Below are 18,020 nucleotides of genomic sequence, written 5' to 3' on the forward strand. Positions count from 1 at the left end.
TCTATTTGTTATATTTTGCAAATTTAATATTTATGGTCTTAAAATGTCAGTTCGGTTATAGCTTAGCGAGTTTTTTAAGCTCATTTTCATTAACCTTGACCTGATATTTCTGTTTAAGGCTTTTCAGCCATTTATCTTCTAAACTCAGTTGGTAATCGGCAATTACCTCTCCTCTAACTTCGTTTAGGGGTTTATTGTATTTTTGTTGGTTTTTACTATAAAAATCATCTATCGCCTGTTCATCTTCCTGTGCTTTATTCCAGATCTTTTGTTCTGAAACATTGAACATTAAAACACCCTCGCGATATTCGTTCAATAAAAAATCGCGGTCTTTATTGCTTACCCCAATTTTTTTATGTGTTGTTAATGCATCTTCGTAGGTTTTGATTTCCTCCTGATAACTCGCATTTTTATCCAGCCCCATATCACGGGCATCCAAAACCTTCAGTTTAAAATTTATGTACAAATTTAAATACGTTTGTAAAGTGTCGTACGCAGCACTAATGTTTCCATTATGGCTTTTTTTGTATGCCCACATAAACTCCTTGGCACTAATTGATTTACCGTTAATTACAGCAACGTTTTGCGCAAACGAAACACTATAAATAAAGCTGAAAACAAATAGACAATAAGCTTTCCTCACACAGAGCACTCTATAAATTTTAAGGGATAAAAGTAACAATTAGCGACGCTATTATAAGATATTTAACTAATTTTAACAGAAATTATTATTCAGCAAAAATACGAATGGAAAACCAGGTTACCAACAATGCGAATGCTTTACGCTTATTTTTTACCGAAGAGGTTTTTTTGGTGAAGGACGAAAGTGTGGAAATTCTGCCTTTGCGTAGCGCTGAGCAAGCTTTTGTTGCTGAAAATGTTTCAGTTACCGAAGCAAAAGAATCTAATGTTAAGCCTGAAATAGCACAAATTCCTGAGATTAATGCTACAAATATTCCGAAAGTTTATCCACAAGGGCCTGAAATTCCGCATATTGTGGCGGAACCTCTGCCTGAAAAAACGTTTAAATTTTTAGGTGGAAATAAAAAATCGGTACTGATTTTAGTGAATGATAAACAGTATGATGTAAGTACCGAACAGGGTAGGGAACTGTTGCGTAAAATTGTGAAAGCCGTAGATCTGGGAACGCCTGATTTTGCCATTTTAAACTATGCAAATTACAGCGGAACTGATTATGCCGAACTGCACCGTTTTTTTAAACCTGTTATCATGTTATCCTTTGGGGTGGAAATCGCCGAATTAAAACTGAACCTCAGCTGGCAAAATGAAATTATTGTCCACGAAAACACGAAGATAATTTTTGCGCCTAATCTTCATCATTTGGATAGTGATTTAACTGCGAAAAAACTTTTATGGGGACATCTGCAGAAAATTAAATAGTGGTTAGTATTCTAGTATCAAGTATGGAGAATCAAGTATCGGGAATCAAGATCAGGTATTGTAATCTTTGCACGGAACTTAACCTTTTAACATTCCAAATTTTAACCATGTACTTTTCCAAATGAAAAAACTTGTTTTTGCCACCAATAACCAACATAAAACTGAAGAAATACGTGCCGCACTTGAGGGTAAATATGAAGTGCTGAACCTGGAAGATATAGGTTGTTTTGTTGACATTCCTGAAACGGCTGATACTTTCGAAGGAAATGCAACTTTAAAAAGCAGTTATGTAACAGATCATTTTAAATTAGATTGTTTTGCCGATGATAGTGGCTTAGAGATTGAGGCTTTAAATAACGAGCCCGGGGTTTACTCCGCCCGGTATTCGGGAAGTCGTGATAGCTTAGAAAATATTCAGCTGGTTTTGAAGAAACTTGAAGGAAATACCAATAGAAAGGCCAGGTTTAAAACCGTGATATCTTTAATGCAAAATGGCCAAAACCATATTTTTGAAGGCATAATTGAAGGAACAATCAGAACAGAATTATCTGGTTCAAAAGGCTTTGGTTACGATCCCATTTTCCAACCTGATGGGTATAAAATCACTTTTGCCGAGATGGATATGGCAGAAAAGAATAAAATCAGCCACAGGGCACTAGCACTTGGGAAAATGATGGTTTTTTTGAAGGAGGAATTATAATTTTAATACCAACCTAAACATAGCGTCACCCTGATTTAGTTCAGGTCTTTGAGTGTCTAAAAAGATAATGGCCACCGAGTAGCTATCAGGCCTTTGAAAAAAATAGAGACGACCAATAACACAAGTTCAGCACAACGTTAAAGCAAATTACATTTTACCAACCACCTTTTTTACCTGAATAGTATCCTTTTTCACTTGAGTAGAATCTTTTTTGGGTAAAATGGGTTTAATGCCAAAATTGCCAGTATCTGCGGGTTTGGTTTGGGGGGCTTTTTTGTCCAGATTCAAACTGTCTTTTCCAGATGTAATTTTGGGTTTAAGAACAGGAGTTGTAGCGGTCTTACCAGTTGGGGTTGTTGTTTTTGTCCCAGCTTGGGTCTTACCAGCAGCAGTTTTGGCCTTTGCTTTGGGCTTGGGCTTTCCTGAAGAGCCAATGGCATCTTTTTTCGATTTTGGGCGTTCTGTTGGTTTCCATGAAAATCCTTTTAACACATGGTCTTTGGCAATGGTATTTTCCGGATTTAAGGCACCCTCAACTCCCTTGATATAAACAATATCTTCAATCGCATTTTCTTTGTCCTTGAAAATAAATTTTATCCTGCTGCTTAACGTTTGGTTCATTTCTTTGTAAACCTTGGTGCTGTCATCCTGAGTGTAATAAATGCTTTCGGCGTTGCCATCAACATACAGGTTTTTAAGTTTTCCATTATAGAAGAAACCCGTCATTAACCTGCCCTTTATCTGGTTAAACCTTAATGAATCTGCTGGTGTATTTACCAAAAAAGCATTTCTAAAGGCCTGTAAATTATTGAGTTTCTTATTCTTGAACTGAACAAAAATGGTATCACCAACCTGTTGCGAGCCTTCCGACCAGATAATCGGATTACTATAGCAACGTAAAGTAGAATCGGCACTGGTATAGAAAAGACTGTCGGTTTTGGCCTGGATATTCGTTTTAAAAATTTTAACACCGTGATAAGCTTTAATAATACGGGTTTGAACGGTATCAGCCGGATTAAACTTAGCGGTATCATTTGGTTTGCCAGGTTTTAAATTTCCCAAGCCCTTTGTTAAAGTATCTTTAAGACCCGGCTTGATTGCCTTTTTTTGTAAGCTATCGATTTTTGTTTTGGAAAGTTCTTTAATTATGGGTGTTGCCTTGTCTGCTATCTTCTTTTGCAGGCTATCAACCTTCGATTTTGAAATGTCTTTTGTTATAGCACCCGCTTTATCCGTTATCTTCTTTTGCAAACTATCTGTTTTAAGTTTAGGCAGATTTTTGATGATGGAGTCGGCTTTGCTTTTTAAAACATTATTTTTTTGCAAACTATCGGTGTTAAGTTTAGGCAGTCCTTTACCAAGAGAATCTATTTTCGAGTTTAAGCTATCAATGTTTTTATCCTTCAGATGGAGTGGGTCTTCTGTTTCGGCCTCATCTTTGTTCTTTTTCTTTTTATCAGCCTTGTTGTTTTTGCGCTTATTCCTGTCTTCTTTTTGAATAGATTCAGTTTCTGGTTTAAATTTTGGCTCAGCTTTTCCTTTCTTTTCGCCAGCATTTTCATCATCTTCACCAACCTGATTATCGGCTTTGATCGAAATTTTAGGAATTAACTTTAGCGTTTTCTGTAATACCATTTGTGTTTCCAGCGTATCCGCACCCATCCATAAACTATCAGGCCTCTTTTTATTTTTCACTAGGATAGAATCTTCAGTACCGATGCCCAGATAAGCATTTCGGGTGACCAAGGTACGTTGATCTACTTTATAATAGTAACCCAGATCGCCGAACATTTTCATTTTATCTTTGGTGTCAGAAAAAACAATATTTTTTACGGCTTTACCAATGCCTTTTTTGCCATAATAATATAAACTATCTCCTTTTAATGATCTGGTACCCTGGGTATACAGGTTTTTCTTTCCGAAAAAGGCATCTTCACTAAGGGTGTTGTATTGGCCATTTTCGGTATACAGGTTATCGTCTTTTCCCTTGATATTGGTTGGCCCATAAAAAAAAGTCCATTTACTTTGCGTATTGTAACTCATGGTGTCCGATTTGATAGTTGATTGGGGTGTAACTACCAATACATCATATCTAAAATAGGCATCGTTCGAATTACTAAAATAATAGCCGTTTTTACTCGTTACCGTTACTTCCTTATTTACAATTTTGCCGCCACTGGTGTAGGTTCCTATTTTGCTGAGGGTATTGTAATCTAAAATATTGGTGGTTAAGGTAGAGGTTGGATCTTTCATCACCACATTTCCGGTTAAATGCGCATGTTTTTTATTCCCATCATATTCCAGTTGATCGGAATAAATATCTGTAGTAGGCTGGTTGATATGTACATTTTTAAAGGCCTCAAAATAGTTCCGCTCACTATAGAAAACGGCACTATCGCAGGTTAAAGTGGCATTGTCCTGTTGGAAAACAGGGTTACGCAGGTAACTGATTTTTTTCTTGGTGTCTCCGGTAATCTTGGAAAATGAAACGATTTTTATCTTCGAAGCGGGTTGCTGACCGAATAAAAATACTGGACTAATGAGAAGAAATAAAAAGACAAATAGTTTTTGCACATTACAAAGTTAGTTTTTTGTTCCGAACGTTCGGAATACCAGTTAAAATTAAATATTTTTGATGGATGTTACCCTTACAGCAATTTCGCGATTTTATTGAACAACAGAAGTTGTTTGTTCAAGGTAACCGCATTCTTTTGGCCGTAAGCGGGGGCAAAGATTCAGTATTAATGTTGCATTTGTTTAAAGCAATAGGCGTTGATGTTGGTGTGGCACATTGTAATTTTAACTTAAGGGCCGATGAGGCACAACGGGATGAAAGTTTTGTTGCGCTACTGGCTAAAAATTTAGGCTTGCCTTTTTATGTAACGCATTTTGATACCAAAAAATATGCAGCCGAAAATAAAATTTCTACCCAGATGGCTGCCCGCGATCTGCGCTATAACTGGTTTGAAGAAATTAGGGCAAAACAGGGGTATGATTATATTGCATTGGCCCAGCACCAAAACGATGCAGTTGAAACCGTACTCATTAACCTTACCCGTGGTACGGGAATAAGCGGCTTACATGGCATTTTACCTAAACGCGAACAGCTGATCAGGCCATTGTTATTTTTAACCCGGAAGCAAATTGAGGAAATCGTAACCACCAACAACATTGACTTTGTTGAAGACAGTTCGAATGCCAGCACCAATTATACCCGCAATAAAATCAGACTGCAGATTGTTCCACACCTCCAGGAAATTAATCCAAACCTGGAAAAGACCTTTGCTGAAAATATTTCCCGTTTTACGGAGTTAGAGACTTTTTTGAATATACAGGTTCAAAAACTGGAAAATAAACTTTTAAATAAGCGGACTGATGGGATTTATATCCCTTTAGAAGAGATTGCCAAATTAAACCCGCAAAAGCTACTGCTTTACGAATTGCTTAAAACTTTTGGATTTGGCGAAAACGTGGTTCAGGAAATTTTAGACAGTTTAAAGGCTTTAAGTGGTACACATTTTTTTAGTTCAACTCACCAGGCCATTATTAACAGGCGCGATCTGGTCATTGTTGAAAAAAATAGCTCAGTTACCTCAAATCAGTTTATCCATCCAGCCACAGAAAAAATCGTTTTTGGAAATGATGAAATTTCTTTGAGCTTTACAGCTGAGATAAAATTTGAAGCTAATTTGAACAGAGCCTACGTAAGCGCCGATAAATTAATTTTTCCCCTGGTGTTGAGAAACTGGCAAAATGGAGACAAGTTTATTCCGTTGGGGATGCGCAATCCCAAGAAAGTGAGTGATTATTTTATCGACGAGAAAGTTCCCTTGCATTTGAAAAGCACCACGCCGATTTTAGTCAACGGAAATGGTGAAATTGTTTGGATTGCAGGGATGCGTCAGGATAACCGATATAAATTAACTACTGCAACAAAAAAAGTTGCTATATTCGAACTCAAAATTAAATAAGTGGAAAGCAGATACGCCTATATCGAAAAACAGTACATCGGCCGCGATTATGTCCGCATTTTCATTCGGTTGATTATGGCTGCATTCTGTTTTGCTGCGTATGTTTATGAGCGCGACCGCGACAATACGCAGGATTTATTTCTTGTTGTGGGGTTCGGGATTATCGGTGTTTCCATGCTATTGCTTTTTCTGATCCAGTACAAAATTATTGTGGATAATGGCAGTATGGTGCTGGATGGCCTTTGGACAACCAAACGTGTTAAAATTGATTTGAACAGTATTGTTGATGTACGTAAGGCAACCTATAGCCGTTATTTTTTCAATAATCCGGTTTATAATTTACATACCAAAGGAACAATCCGTTTCTATTCATCAGGTAAGGATGCGGTTGTATTAACCGATCGGGATGGTTTAGAATATTTTATTGGCACCCAGCGGCCAAATGAGCTCTTCCTGGTGATAAAAGAAGAAATGAGAAACCTCAAGTCATAATTGTATTTTTCATAAATAAAATCTCTACTCAATTTCTCGTCTTTTTTATTGCAATAGGCCGACACGCATTATAGATTAAAATCGGGTACATTTGCGGTAACAACAATACATTTATAATGAAAATAGGAATTGTTTGCTACCCCACTTTTGGTGGTAGTGGAGTAGTTGCAACAGAGCTTGGTAAGGCACTTGCTAACGAGGGTCATCAGGTTCACTTTATCACTTATAGCCAGCCTGCAAGGCTCGACTTCTTTTCTGAAAATCTTTTTTATCACGAGGTTTCGGTAAGGAACTATCCACTTTTCGATTATGCACCATACGAATCGGCACTGGCTAGTAAACTGGTAGATGTAGTCCGTTTTGAGCAATTGGATGTATTGCACGTTCATTATGCCATTCCACATGCTTCTGCTGCTTTTATGGCAAAGCAGATTTTAGCAAGCTACGGCATTCATATCCCGGTGGTGACTACTTTACACGGCACCGATATTACTTTGGTAGGAAAAGACCCAACATATAAACCGGTGGTTACTTTCTCGATCAACCAAAGCGATGGCGTAACTACGGTTTCGGAAGATTTAAAAGAAGATACCTACCGTCATTTCGAGATTACAAAGGAAATTAAGGTAATCCCTAATTTTATAGATTTTAGCCGTTTTAGTTTACAGGCAAAAGATCATTTCAAAAAAGCAATTGCGCCAAATAATGAACGGATTTTAATCCATACCAGTAACTTCAGAAAAGTAAAACGTACTGAAGATGTCATCAGGATCTTCGAGAAGGTGCAGGCGGTAATCCCATCAAAACTTTTAATGGTTGGCGACGGACCGGAGCGTGTGTATAACGAGCAGCTTTGCCGTTCGCTGAATATCTGTGAAAATGTACGGTTTTTAGGCAAACAGGATGCGGTAGAAGAAATTCTTTCTGTTTCGGATCTTTTCCTGATGCCTTCCGAATCTGAAAGCTTTGGTTTAGCCGCCTTAGAAGCCATGGCTTGCAAAGTACCGGTCATTACCACGAACGCTGGCGGTTTGCCGGAGCTTAATGTAGATGGTTTTTGTGGTTACATGAGTAATGTAGGCGATATAGATGCCATGGCGGGCCATGCAATCGAAATTTTAAAGGATGATGAAACGCTTAACCGTTTTAAAGAAAATGCCTTTACCAGGGCGCAAGATTTTGACCTGAAAAAGATTTTGCCAGAATATATCAATTATTATAAAGAAGTGATCGAAAACTCTTTACAGGTTAAATATTAATTGCTGGTTCACTCATATTGATTCCTAAGGAAAAAAGTTTTGGTGTGCATGCACAACAAAACTTTTTTTACGTTAAACAGAATTTGATTGTATCTTGATATGCTGAAATCCGCTATTTGATCATTCGCATCAACAATATTCAATAAAAGTAAACTTTCTCAAAATCAAATGATTATAAATCGTATCTTTGCGGCTTGAAACGGTTTAGTGAGTAGGAATTTCAAAAAACGTTTCAACAAAAATAAAAAAGAGGTTAGTCCCAATGAAGAAAATAGTTGATTACAGAAAGCTTTTGAGCGTAGACAAAAATGCTGAGTTAAAAGAGCTTAAATCGGTGTACCGCACATTGATGAAAGATTGTCACCCTGATAAATTTCAGCAGGAAGAAGAGAAATTAGATGCAGAAGCAAGAAGTAAAGAAATTATCGAAGCTTACCATTTCCTGGTAAGTATTGCGCCAGAAACACGCGAACAAAATATCGAAACCTATACGCAAACCACTACATTGTCGAATATTCAGGATTTCGAATACAAACAACAGGTTTTAAATATCCAGTTTTTTGATGGAAGTGCTTACGAATATTTCGATGTACCAAGAGCAATCTATGTGAAATTGGTAAATGCCGATTCTCCGGGACGTTTTGCCCGCAGGCATATCTTTAATGAATTTCCTTACCGTAACGTTGCCAGGGTTGCAGAACCTGCATAATACGGTTAATTATAATATTTAAAATGGTCCCGATGAAAATCGGGACCATTTTTTATTCCTTGATATCAAATAAAGATAGTTTTTCAACCTCCTCTGTTTCTGGTAGCTCTACTCTTATCTCCATATGGTTTTCTCTTTTATTAGATTGGGGAATCGGAACGCCCCCTCCAAGACCCACAGAAGCCAGAAGGATCAGCAATACCAATCCTGTTAGCCTCATTGTTTTTTTGAAACTTTTCATGTTGTAAAGAATGCTGATTTGCAGTGGAATTAACCCGCAAATCTCTATTGAAAAAATAATGGAAGCCCTAATTAAAAGGCATAGATTAAAAGCCTGATTAACTTAGGCAAGCTGTTTCGGCGGGATATTGAACAGTTGCTTCTTGAATGAAAAAGCGTTCCGTGGTTGATATAGAAAAGAATATTTCGATGATTTTTGTTAATTTGACCCTTACCAACTGATTAAAAGCAGAAACTTGCAGGCTGTATTTTTTTAGTAAAATACCTGTTTTTCTTCGGGTCTTTCGAAATCGGGTGGGATTGGCAAAATTCCTTTGTATTTCATAAACCCATTCCGTTTGAAAAACCGGGTTTGTTTGGAGGGCAGTTGAATTGTTGTAGTTGTTCGAAACTGTGAACAAACTCAGAAAGAGGGCAAATAGTATCGTCCACTTTAAAGTGGCTCTTTCTAAGTATGATGATTTGCAGTTCATTTTCTTTTTTTAAAGATAGTATTTTCCGCTTAATTCGTCATACTGAACTTGTTTCAGTACCCATCATGCTAATTTTTTAATATACCCTGAAATAATTCAGGATGATGATAAGTGTCGTTCTGCTTACTCGATGGTGTCGAACAAATCATCCCAATTAGGATTGTTTTCGTTAATAAGGTTTATCTTCCAAGCTCTCTTCCAGTTTTAAGTTGCTTCTCCTTTGCAATTGCTTCCTCAATTGATTCAAATTGCTCATAATAAACAAGTTTATTACAGTTGTATTTGGCAGTAAATGAATTCGGATATTCCTTTTCTTTATGTTCAATGATTCTAAAATACAATTCAGAAGTAACGCCAATGTATAAGACGGTGTGGGTATGGTTAGTTAATATGTAAACACAGCCACCTCTTTCCATAGTTTTTGTTATGTTATGTTTTTCTGAATAGGCCCTGAAACAAGTTCAGGGTGACAACCAAGAAGAGAGTTTTTATATAAATCCCTCAGTTCACAATTCTTTATTTAGTTATTCAGCATGGGTTTAAAACGGCTGTCTTTGTTTCTTAAGTCCAGACCGCCTTCGTAAACCGATTTTAAATTTAGAAGATAAAAACTCCAGCCATTGTGGCAACCCAAACGGATATTTCTCCTGGAGTGATCATCCAGCGGAATATCCCTTTGCGTAAGTTCAACCACCGTATATTCAAACTCTTCCCTGAGACTAATATCTACTAAACAATCTCCGGCAAAAGTAAACTGAAAATAATCTTTGCCGTTCGCTTCGGTTATGGTTCCATTTTCAATATCATCATAGAGATACCAGATCCACTTGTACCGATCACCCTTAAGCGCATTTTGCATTTTGCTCAGCAACACATTGTTTTCATCGGAAAATTCTGCGTCACTTAAAAACCATTTCTCAATTTCACTGGCTTTTGTCCAGGCATTGTAGATATCTTCAAGCTTTGCTTTAACTGCTATCCTGATCGTGAATTTCGTCCAATCGAAGTTTTCCATTGGCTTGATTTTAGGGATTAATTAAATACTAAACAAACAGGGGCGCCAACGTCAATTCTTTTGCCACTATCGGTTAATCTGCCTGTAGTTTTATTCCGGTTGAAAATAACAACATTGTTGGTGTACTGATGTCCGATCAATAAAAATTTTCCGCTTGGATCAATGCTAAAGTTTCTTGGTCCTTTGCCCAATGTACTTACCGTTTCGATAAATTTCAATTTTCCTGTAGGTAAGATTGAGAAAGCCGAAATGCTATTGGCATCGCCACGGTTGGTTTCGTAAAGGAATTTACCATCTGCCGAAACGTGAATATCTGCCCCATCAACTTTCCCTGCAAAATCTTTAGCTGTGGTGCCGATTTCCTGGATTTTGGTTAAGCTCCCGTTCGAATACGCAAAGGCAGTGATGCTGCCATTAAATTCGTGGGCTAAATAAGCAAACTTCCCATTCGGACTAAAAGTAATGTGTCTTGGGCCAGTGCCAGCATTGGTTTTAAGTACTGATTTAGCTGTTAAGGTTTTTTCTTTTCCCGCTGAGTTGTAGTTATAGATATAAGTTTGATCTTCACCCAGATCGTTAACGATCAAGTATTTATGGTCGGGTGTAAATTTAACCATGTGTACATGGGCACTCTCTTGCCGGCCCTTCGGATCGATGCTTTTTCCGGTATGTTTGATTACCTGCGAGGCTTCATTTAAAGTGCCATCCGCTTTGCGTGGAAAAACGGCTAAACTGCCTCCGCTATAATTCGCGACGATTACATTTTTGGCATCAAGGGTAATAAAGCAAGGATCGGCGCCCTGGCTGTCAACCTTGTTTAAAAAAGTTAATTCGCCAGTTGTAGCGTTGTACTTAAAGGCGCTAACGGTACTGGTGGTTCCGGTTTCATTAACGGCATAAATAAATTTTTGATCAGGAGAAACAGCTAAATAACTCGGGTTAGCCGTGTTTTTTGTGATGCTTTTTATTTTTGTGGCGGCTGTTGCAGTGTTAAAATTATAGGTGTAAATACCTTCACTTTTGCCTGGCGCAGTATAGGTGCCGACAATAAGGTTATAATTGTTTTTCTGCGCAAAGGTTAGGGTTGATAGGATACTAAGTATGAGCACTGAACTGAATTTTTTCATGAAAAAACGATATTGATTTTAACAAATATGGGGAATTAAAATGTAATTCGCCACGAAGGCACAGAAGTGCAAGCCAATTTTATGCGCATTTGTAATGCATGTTACAAGACGACGCCATCATCTTGCTCATTCATCCACTTTTCAAATATGGCCGATCATTCTGGAGAACTAAAGCAAAAAAAAGGCAACCATTGGTTGCCTTATATCTTATTTAATTAAATGTTTAATCTGGATCAGTTCATGGTCTTCAAGATAACGCCACCTGCCACGAGGTAGATCTTTCTTGGTTAAATTGCCATAAACAACACGGTCTAATTTTTCTACATTGTAGCCCAGGTGTTCGAAAATACGGCGAACAATTCTATTCTTCCCACTGTGGATCTGGATACCAACTTCTTTTTTAGTTCCACCTGCAACGTAAGAAATATTATCAGGTTTAATTAGTCCATCTTCCAGCTCTAAACCAAAAGCAATTTTGTTTAAATCGCCTTGTGATAAAGCTTTATCCAGCTCAATATTGTAAATTTTAGTGATACCGTTTTTAGGATGCGATAATTTATCCGCTAAATCACCATCGTTTGTCATTAATAACAAACCTGTGGTGTTGCGATCTAGGCGGCCAACGGGATAAATACGCTCACGACTGGCTTTATCAACCAACTGCATTACGGTACGGCGTTCCTGTGGATCATCAGTAGTGGTGATGTAATCTTTTGGTTTGTTTAATAAAACGTAAACTTTTTTCTCGCGTTTTAATAATTCGCCGTTATAACGTACTAAATCTTTCGCGGGATCAACCTTATGCCCCAACTCGGTAATGGCTTCTCCGTTTACGGTAATAATGCCGGCAGCAATAAGCTCGTCTGCTTTACGGCGTGAGCAGATGCCTGCATTTGAAATATATCTGTTCAGGCGGATTAAGCCTTTATCTTCATTTGTTTTACGGCCTTGGGCAATTACAGTACGTTCCGGGCGGTTAAATTCTGTATCTCTCGGCTGTGCATCCTCGCGTTTTCTAAACGGACGGGTGTCGCCTTCCCTTGGTTCCCTGGGCTTTACATCTCTTGAGCTTCCAGCACTCGGCTTGAAATCATCTGATTTGCCTCTTGATTTAAAATCTTTGTAACTTCCTTCTCTAGGTTTGAAATCTCTTGATCCACCATCTTTCGATTTGAAATCACGCTCACCTGTTCTTGGTTTGTAATCTCTCGATCCGCCATCTCTAGGTTTAAAGTCGCGGTCGCCAGTTCTCGGTTTAAAATCTCTCGAATCTCCATCCTTAGATTTGAAATCGCGGTCTCCTGTTCTTGGTTTATAATCTCTTGCACCACCTTCTCTTGGTTTAAAATCCCTGTCTCCTGTTCTTGGTTTGTAATCTCTTGATCCGCCCTCTCTCGATTTGAAATCACGGTCGCCAGTTCTTGGTTTATAATCTCTCGATCCACCTTCCCTTGGTTTAAAGCTACGGTCTTCTGATTTTGCGCTACTATCTTTTGATTTAAATTCGCGGTCGCCAAATTTGAATCCCTTTGATTCTCCATCTTTCGATTTAAAATCACGGTCCCCCGTTCTTGGTCTGAAGTCTTTTTTGTCTCCGAAAGATTTTGATTTGAAATCTTTACCGTCTGAGCTTCTGGGTTTGAAGCCGTCTTTTGAATCGGATGATTTTTTGAATTTGCTGTCTTTGTCGTCTGATCTTCTTCTGTCAGACCCGGCCGAACTGCTTCTGCCTTCTGTTTTCCGACTGCCTGGTTTGGACTTGTCATCCCGACTGTTCCTGTTGTTTTTATTTATCATGATACGCTTTTAACCACATTAAAAATGCGGGTTGCAAATTTATGAAAAAATGATGAACATAACAATTTTAAGAGCGGAAAAATTAGCTAAAAAAATAGCCTCTAAAATAGGAAAAACCGGCTGAATTTCAAAATTTAAAATCCACGTTTAAAGCACTTTAGGGGGCGGTTTTCGGGCCTAATTCTGTAACTATTTGATAATGTGCTTATTATTTTTTACCTTTGCCAACGTTTTTATATAAGTTCACCAAAAAAAGGAGGAAAATGTTAAAGAAACACATCGTACCATTTGCGGTAGTGGCAACACTATTTATCTTGGCAAAAGTGTTCGCTTACCAAATGCCCTTAGCACAAAAAAGTCTTTTAAAAGAAGAAAAATTAAACACTACAATACCCAAATCTGATAGCCTAAAAGTCGAAAACGAGGAAAGCCCTCTATCTTTAATGGCACAGTTGAATTTCGCGGAAGAAACCTTGCCTTTAGGCGATAAAAAGGTAGAACGCAAAATGAAAAAAATCCTAGCAGCACACACTTACGGAAACACACAAACCAACCGCCTGCATGCAAAGGCAGCAAAATGGTTTCCCGTAATTGAGCCTATTCTTGCTGCATACAAAATTCCCAACGATTTCAAGTATTTGGCACTTGTCGAATCTGGAATGACGGAAGGTGTTTCTCCAAAAGGTGCAGCCGGAATCTGGCAGTTTATGCCTGGCACGGCCCGTACTTATGGATTAAGAGTAAACGGAAATGTAGATGAGCGCTATAATCTGCGCAAATCCACCATCGCCGCCTGCAAATACATTAAAGAAATGTATAAAGGTTTAGAAAGCTGGACGTTGGTAGCTGCGGCTTACAATGTTGGCGACGGGCGCCTGCGCAAGCAGATCGATAATCAAAATCAGGACAATTACTACAAAATGAAGTTAAACCGCGAAACCGGTGGCTATGTTTATAAAGTAATTTCCATGAAACAGATTATGGAGCATCCGAAACGTTACGGTTACGAAAAACCGAGAGTATTATTGGCTTACAACGCCGAGTAATATAATAATTAAGATAAAGACAAGCATTTGGTAAGGCGTCCCGTTTTAAATCGGGACGCTTTTTTTTTTAAGATGATTCACAGATCATGGGATTTCACAGATTTATATGCTGATCGTACTTTTTAACACAAAGTCACGAAGTTATTTTTATCGCTATGCTAACTAATGACGAATGAAACAATGGCCAATGAACTAATGACCAATGAACGATTGAACTAATAAACCATTTTCTTTTCTTTGCATTATGTTCAAACTGCGCATCAGTAAAATCATTAATCAACCAGGTGATAATATTACCTTTCAATTTGAGGAAGTGGATCATGGATATCCAAAGTATCTGGCTGGTCAGTTTTTATCGTTGGTTTTTCAGGGGAAACATAAAGAGGTAAGAAGGTCGTATTCATTTAACAGTTCGCCCGATGTAAATGAGCCTTTGGCTATTACTGTGAAAAGGGTAGAAAATGGAGAGATTTCGAGATTTCTGCACCATAAAACCTCGGTAAATGATGTGCTTTTGGCACAGGAGCCGCAGGGATTGTTCAGTTATCTGCCTGACGAAAACCAGGAACGTGATCTTTTCCTTTTCGCGGCAGGGGTGGGCATCACACCTTTGTTTTCCATTATGAAAACGGCTTTAGTACGTGAAAAAAAATCGTTGATCACATTAGTATATAGTAACCGGTCAAAAGAAGATACTTTGTTTTATGATGAGCTGAACGAATGGCAGGAAAAATTTCCTGATAGGTTAAAAATTGTTTGGGTTTTTAGCAACAGCAAAAACTTAATGACGGCCAGGTTAAATAAGTTTTACATCGAGAAGCTGCTCCAAGAACATTTACATTTCGACCGTAATGATGCGTTGTTTTATAGCTGTGGACCGATTATCTATATGGATTTATGCCGGATCACTTTATTGGGTATGGGTTTCGATATTAAACAGATTAAACGGGAAACCTTCGTATTGCCTGAAGATGAGGTAGATGAAGATGATAGTTCTGAAAAGATAATTGATAAAAATACCTATTCGGTGATTTTAAATTTTAAAGGAGAATCCTATAATCTTGAAGTGCCCTGGCCCAAACGGATTTTAGATGTTGCGCTCGAAAATAAGATCAAACTTCCATATAGTTGTCGCGGTGGGGTATGCAGTACCTGTGTGGCCAATTGTACCAAAGGCGGGGTAAGGATGGATTACAATGAAGTGCTTACGGACGATGAGCTCGAAAGGGGAAGGGTTTTGGTTTGTACCGGGCATCCTACTGAGAATGGGACGACGATTGAGTGGTAGATTAGTTCACTGGTTTGTTGGTGGCATGATGCTTATTGTTACATCGTCATCTCGAGCGGAGCGCAACGAAGCCGAGAGATCTTTGACGTACATTTACTCAGGTCTTTTCTGAAAAATTTATTTGTTAAGGTAGCAACCAAAACCGCCATCCATTCCAGTATTTGCTGTAATAAAAACCAAAAGTCTCATAAGTAGCTCCCTTATCTATTCCCTTTGATGTTAAATAATTATTGAAAGCTTCCTGCTGATCGAATGTCTGAATCACATCCGACTTTAGATCATAAACAAAATAATTTTGGTTGAGGTCAATATTATATTTATCTGATTTTCCGTAAACATAATCGTTAGTGATAGCAAATTCATTTATATATACAACGCCTTTGTTCTTTTGTTCGATATGCGACAGGAGATCTGTTTGCTGGATTTCTCTGTGATGACCTATTGGTATCCTGGCACTATCACCAAGTCCGTGGTCGCCATAGTAGGAAAACATGAAGCAGAATAATCCGAAAGAGATAAATATCCAGCTCGATATCCATGTTAACCCTTGTTCTTTCTTGAAAAAATTGGATAAAAGCCCAGCTTTTGGTTTAACAAAGTATGTTATACCGAAAAATATTATTGAAGAATAGATTGCGCCTTGGACGGAAATTTTAAATAATTCAAAGATAAAATGTATCAATGCCATTTTCTATGATTAACTGAGTGAGAATTTAGGTTAAAGAGGAAGGTTTTATTTAATCTCTACGGGATTAGGCTTGATAAATTTTATCGAAAAATAAATCATATTCAGCAATATACCCATCAGCAAGGTCATTCCCCATGTTCTAGGATGGCTAAGTGGGTGCATAAATCTATCCATAATGTCTCCGGCTAATCCAAGCGGATTGCTGATAATGTCCCAGCTGTTCCATCTGAGATAACGTCCGAGGTAAATCCCAAAACTTGCTAAAAATATAAACGAAATAATTAGCGTGCTGGTCAATTTTCTGTTTAAATATGTGCTTAAATGCTTTTCGATATCCATCAGGCTGATCAGGCCATATACCAGCCCTGTCCAGGCAAATGATAGAATAAGAACCAAATCAAACCATATTGGTGCAGAGCCTTTCAGTTTTAGATGGAAAAGATCGGTAAGGATATATGGTGAGTTGGGGAAAAATAATATCCAGGAAATAATCAGCAATATTAAGGGTAGCTTTTTATTTAATTCATAAACGACCATTAAAGAACTTATCGTCCATGGTATAATTGCCAGGAACAAATTCCAGTTCAAAAAGAGGAATACCTTTGTGTCTGTGATCAAATATCTGGTTATGGATATTGCCATGCAAAATAATGTCATAGCAATTAAAAGCATTGTAATCTTTAATCTTCCAAGTTTTTTAAGTTTCTGTACCATAAGATGAGCGTTCGATATTTTCTCTAAAAATACAAAACCGTTACCTCATTATCGGCGTTTATCTGGTATGACGAGATTTTTTTTTACACTTATAATCTGCCTCTTCTGTTTACCATTATTCGCCCAAGATCCTGTTGCTGTAAAAAGAGAGTTTGCAAATCGTGAATATATTCATTTGTATAAAGAAAATGCCGATCTGGCGTATACGGCGCCCGGCGGAGAATTCGGTGCACCTTCAAAATATGTAATTAACGGCAGGTTAACCACAACCTATATGCTGTTGGGTAGTTACAAATCGCCTGTTGCATTTGCCATTATTCCTGATTTTACCGTTCGCGTGAGGAAGGAATTTTCGGCAGCGGTGCGTACGCCAAGTTACCGGCTGGGTTTTGCCGTTTACGCCAGGTTAAACACCGATCCTGAAAATTATAAATACGGCGAATTGGCTTTTACGCATCACTCTAACGGACAGGACCAGAACGCATTTAATACCGATGGCACCATTAATACCCGTACCGGGAATTTCAATGCCAATTATTTAACATTATCTTATCGGTTTGGTGATTTCGCACCAAGCCATGCCGATGAAACTTATTATTCGCTCAATCACCGGGTAGGTTTGCAATGGTATAAATTCTTTAGGTATGAGCCCGCCCTTAACGAAGGTTTTGGTTTTACAAGGCTCTTGTATAATTTCTCCTGGCGGAGATACGATGAAGTTGAAAAGAACGCGAAAAATAAGCCGAAAGCGAAAACCGAAAAAGAAACCTGGCGTTTAAATACTGAGCTTTCGTATGCAATCAATAAAATTCCATCAAAAAATCTGGCCAATATCCAGAAAAGATTAAATGCCGAAATCAATTTTAATTACAGCTTTCCATTTATGCATAACGTGTTTTTGATGGCTGCTGTAGGTTATTATGGTGAAGATAATTATAACATTTATTTTCAGGATCATTATGGATATGTGCGCGTAGGCTTATCATCTGGTTTCCTACGGAATAGAAGTCGACATTATGACAATTAATAGGTAATCCAGATTGGTTTGGACTTTCTTTTTGATAAAATTTTTAGCATTTTTGCGGATTGAAATTGAGTCT

Annotated in this window: 18 protein-coding genes; 9 read left to right on the forward strand and 9 right to left on the reverse strand. The window is 38.0% G+C overall.

The window, feature by feature from the left end; all coding sequences use genetic code 11:
- Positions 1-55: 55 nt before the first annotated feature.
- Positions 56-538: a hypothetical protein gene (locus AC04Q1_RS16640; RefSeq protein ID WP_478365703.1), complete on the reverse strand. Its 483-nt coding sequence runs from the start codon at positions 536-538 to the stop codon at positions 56-58.
- 209 nt (positions 539-747) lie between these two features.
- On the opposite strand from AC04Q1_RS16640, the gene AC04Q1_RS16645 reads away from it, so the two are divergent.
- A complete protein-coding gene (locus AC04Q1_RS16645; RefSeq protein WP_478365704.1) occupies positions 748-1,401 on the forward strand; it encodes a hypothetical protein in 654 nt (217 codons plus the stop codon).
- A 121-nt stretch (positions 1,402-1,522) separates the two neighbouring features.
- Positions 1,523-2,101, forward strand: coding sequence for a non-canonical purine NTP diphosphatase (locus AC04Q1_RS16650; RefSeq protein WP_478365705.1), 579 nt, complete (start codon positions 1,523-1,525; stop codon positions 2,099-2,101).
- Positions 2,102-2,248: 147 nt separating this feature from the next.
- Here the strand turns inward: AC04Q1_RS16650 and AC04Q1_RS16655 are convergent, their stop codons facing one another.
- Positions 2,249-4,675, reverse strand: a complete 2,427-nt coding sequence (locus AC04Q1_RS16655) for an OstA-like protein (protein WP_478365706.1) — start codon at positions 4,673-4,675, stop codon at positions 2,249-2,251.
- 65 nt (positions 4,676-4,740) lie between these two features.
- Between AC04Q1_RS16655 and tilS the strand changes: the two genes are divergently transcribed.
- The 4 genes from tilS (at position 4,741) to AC04Q1_RS16675 (ending at position 8,532) form a co-directional block, all read left to right on the forward strand.
- Positions 4,741-6,072 carry a tRNA lysidine(34) synthetase TilS gene (gene tilS / locus AC04Q1_RS16660; protein ID WP_478365707.1) on the forward strand — a complete coding sequence of 444 codons (1,332 nt, stop codon included), beginning with the start codon at positions 4,741-4,743 and terminating at the stop codon, positions 6,070-6,072.
- Positions 6,073-6,564, forward strand: a complete 492-nt coding sequence (locus tag AC04Q1_RS16665) for a hypothetical protein (protein ID WP_478365708.1) — start codon at positions 6,073-6,075, stop codon at positions 6,562-6,564. It begins immediately after the preceding gene.
- Positions 6,565-6,680: 116 nt separating this feature from the next.
- Entirely contained in the window at positions 6,681-7,823 is a 1,143-nt protein-coding gene (gene bshA / locus AC04Q1_RS16670; RefSeq protein ID WP_478365709.1) for an N-acetyl-alpha-D-glucosaminyl L-malate synthase BshA, read from the forward strand.
- Between the two features lie 262 nt (positions 7,824-8,085).
- Complete coding sequence (locus tag AC04Q1_RS16675; RefSeq protein ID WP_184467855.1) at positions 8,086-8,532, forward strand: KTSC domain-containing protein; 447 nt, start codon at positions 8,086-8,088, stop codon at positions 8,530-8,532.
- Positions 8,533-8,584: 52 nt separating this feature from the next.
- Here AC04Q1_RS16675 and AC04Q1_RS16680 read toward each other — a convergent pair whose 3' ends face one another.
- The 5 genes from AC04Q1_RS16680 to AC04Q1_RS16700 form a co-directional block, all read right to left on the reverse strand.
- Positions 8,585-8,773, reverse strand: a complete 189-nt coding sequence (locus AC04Q1_RS16680; protein WP_478365710.1) for a hypothetical protein — start codon at positions 8,771-8,773, stop codon at positions 8,585-8,587.
- Between the two features lie 651 nt (positions 8,774-9,424).
- Positions 9,425-9,661 (reverse strand): GIY-YIG nuclease family protein, encoded by a 237-nt coding sequence (locus tag AC04Q1_RS16685; protein ID WP_478365711.1) that lies wholly within the window; start codon positions 9,659-9,661, stop codon positions 9,425-9,427.
- 104 nt (positions 9,662-9,765) lie between these two features.
- Positions 9,766-10,260, reverse strand: coding sequence for an SRPBCC family protein (locus AC04Q1_RS16690; RefSeq protein ID WP_478365712.1), 495 nt, complete (start codon positions 10,258-10,260; stop codon positions 9,766-9,768).
- Between the two features lie 17 nt (positions 10,261-10,277).
- Positions 10,278-11,387 carry a lactonase family protein gene (locus AC04Q1_RS16695; protein ID WP_478365713.1) on the reverse strand — a complete coding sequence of 370 codons (1,110 nt, stop codon included), beginning with the start codon at positions 11,385-11,387 and terminating at the stop codon, positions 10,278-10,280.
- Between the two features lie 207 nt (positions 11,388-11,594).
- Positions 11,595-13,184 (reverse strand): pseudouridine synthase, encoded by a 1,590-nt coding sequence (locus AC04Q1_RS16700; protein WP_478365714.1) that lies wholly within the window; start codon positions 13,182-13,184, stop codon positions 11,595-11,597.
- A gap of 263 nt (positions 13,185-13,447) precedes the next feature.
- Here AC04Q1_RS16700 and AC04Q1_RS16705 point away from each other — a divergent pair, with 263 nt between their 5' ends.
- Both AC04Q1_RS16705 and AC04Q1_RS16710 read left to right on the forward strand, forming a co-directional pair.
- The gene (locus AC04Q1_RS16705) at positions 13,448-14,230 is read left to right on the forward strand and encodes a lytic transglycosylase domain-containing protein (RefSeq protein WP_478365715.1); all 783 of its coding nucleotides are present in this window, start codon (positions 13,448-13,450) and stop codon (positions 14,228-14,230) included.
- A 244-nt stretch (positions 14,231-14,474) separates the two neighbouring features.
- Positions 14,475-15,518, forward strand: coding sequence for a 2Fe-2S iron-sulfur cluster-binding protein (locus AC04Q1_RS16710; RefSeq protein WP_478365716.1), 1,044 nt, complete (start codon positions 14,475-14,477; stop codon positions 15,516-15,518).
- Between the two features lie 124 nt (positions 15,519-15,642).
- Here the strand turns inward: AC04Q1_RS16710 and AC04Q1_RS16715 are convergent, their stop codons facing one another.
- Together AC04Q1_RS16715 and AC04Q1_RS16720 are read right to left on the reverse strand one after the other, a co-directional pair.
- Positions 15,643-16,206, reverse strand: coding sequence for a hypothetical protein (locus AC04Q1_RS16715; protein ID WP_478365717.1), 564 nt, complete (start codon positions 16,204-16,206; stop codon positions 15,643-15,645).
- A 45-nt stretch (positions 16,207-16,251) separates the two neighbouring features.
- The gene (locus tag AC04Q1_RS16720; RefSeq protein ID WP_478365718.1) at positions 16,252-16,824 is read right to left on the reverse strand and encodes a DUF1361 domain-containing protein; all 573 of its coding nucleotides are present in this window, start codon (positions 16,822-16,824) and stop codon (positions 16,252-16,254) included.
- Positions 16,825-17,095: 271 nt separating this feature from the next.
- Between AC04Q1_RS16720 and AC04Q1_RS16725 the strand changes: the two genes are divergently transcribed.
- Positions 17,096-17,947, forward strand: a complete 852-nt coding sequence (locus AC04Q1_RS16725; RefSeq protein ID WP_478365719.1) for a hypothetical protein — start codon at positions 17,096-17,098, stop codon at positions 17,945-17,947.
- The last annotated feature ends 73 nt before the right edge of the window (positions 17,948-18,020 follow it).

This window comes from Pedobacter humicola (assembly GCF_056490705.1).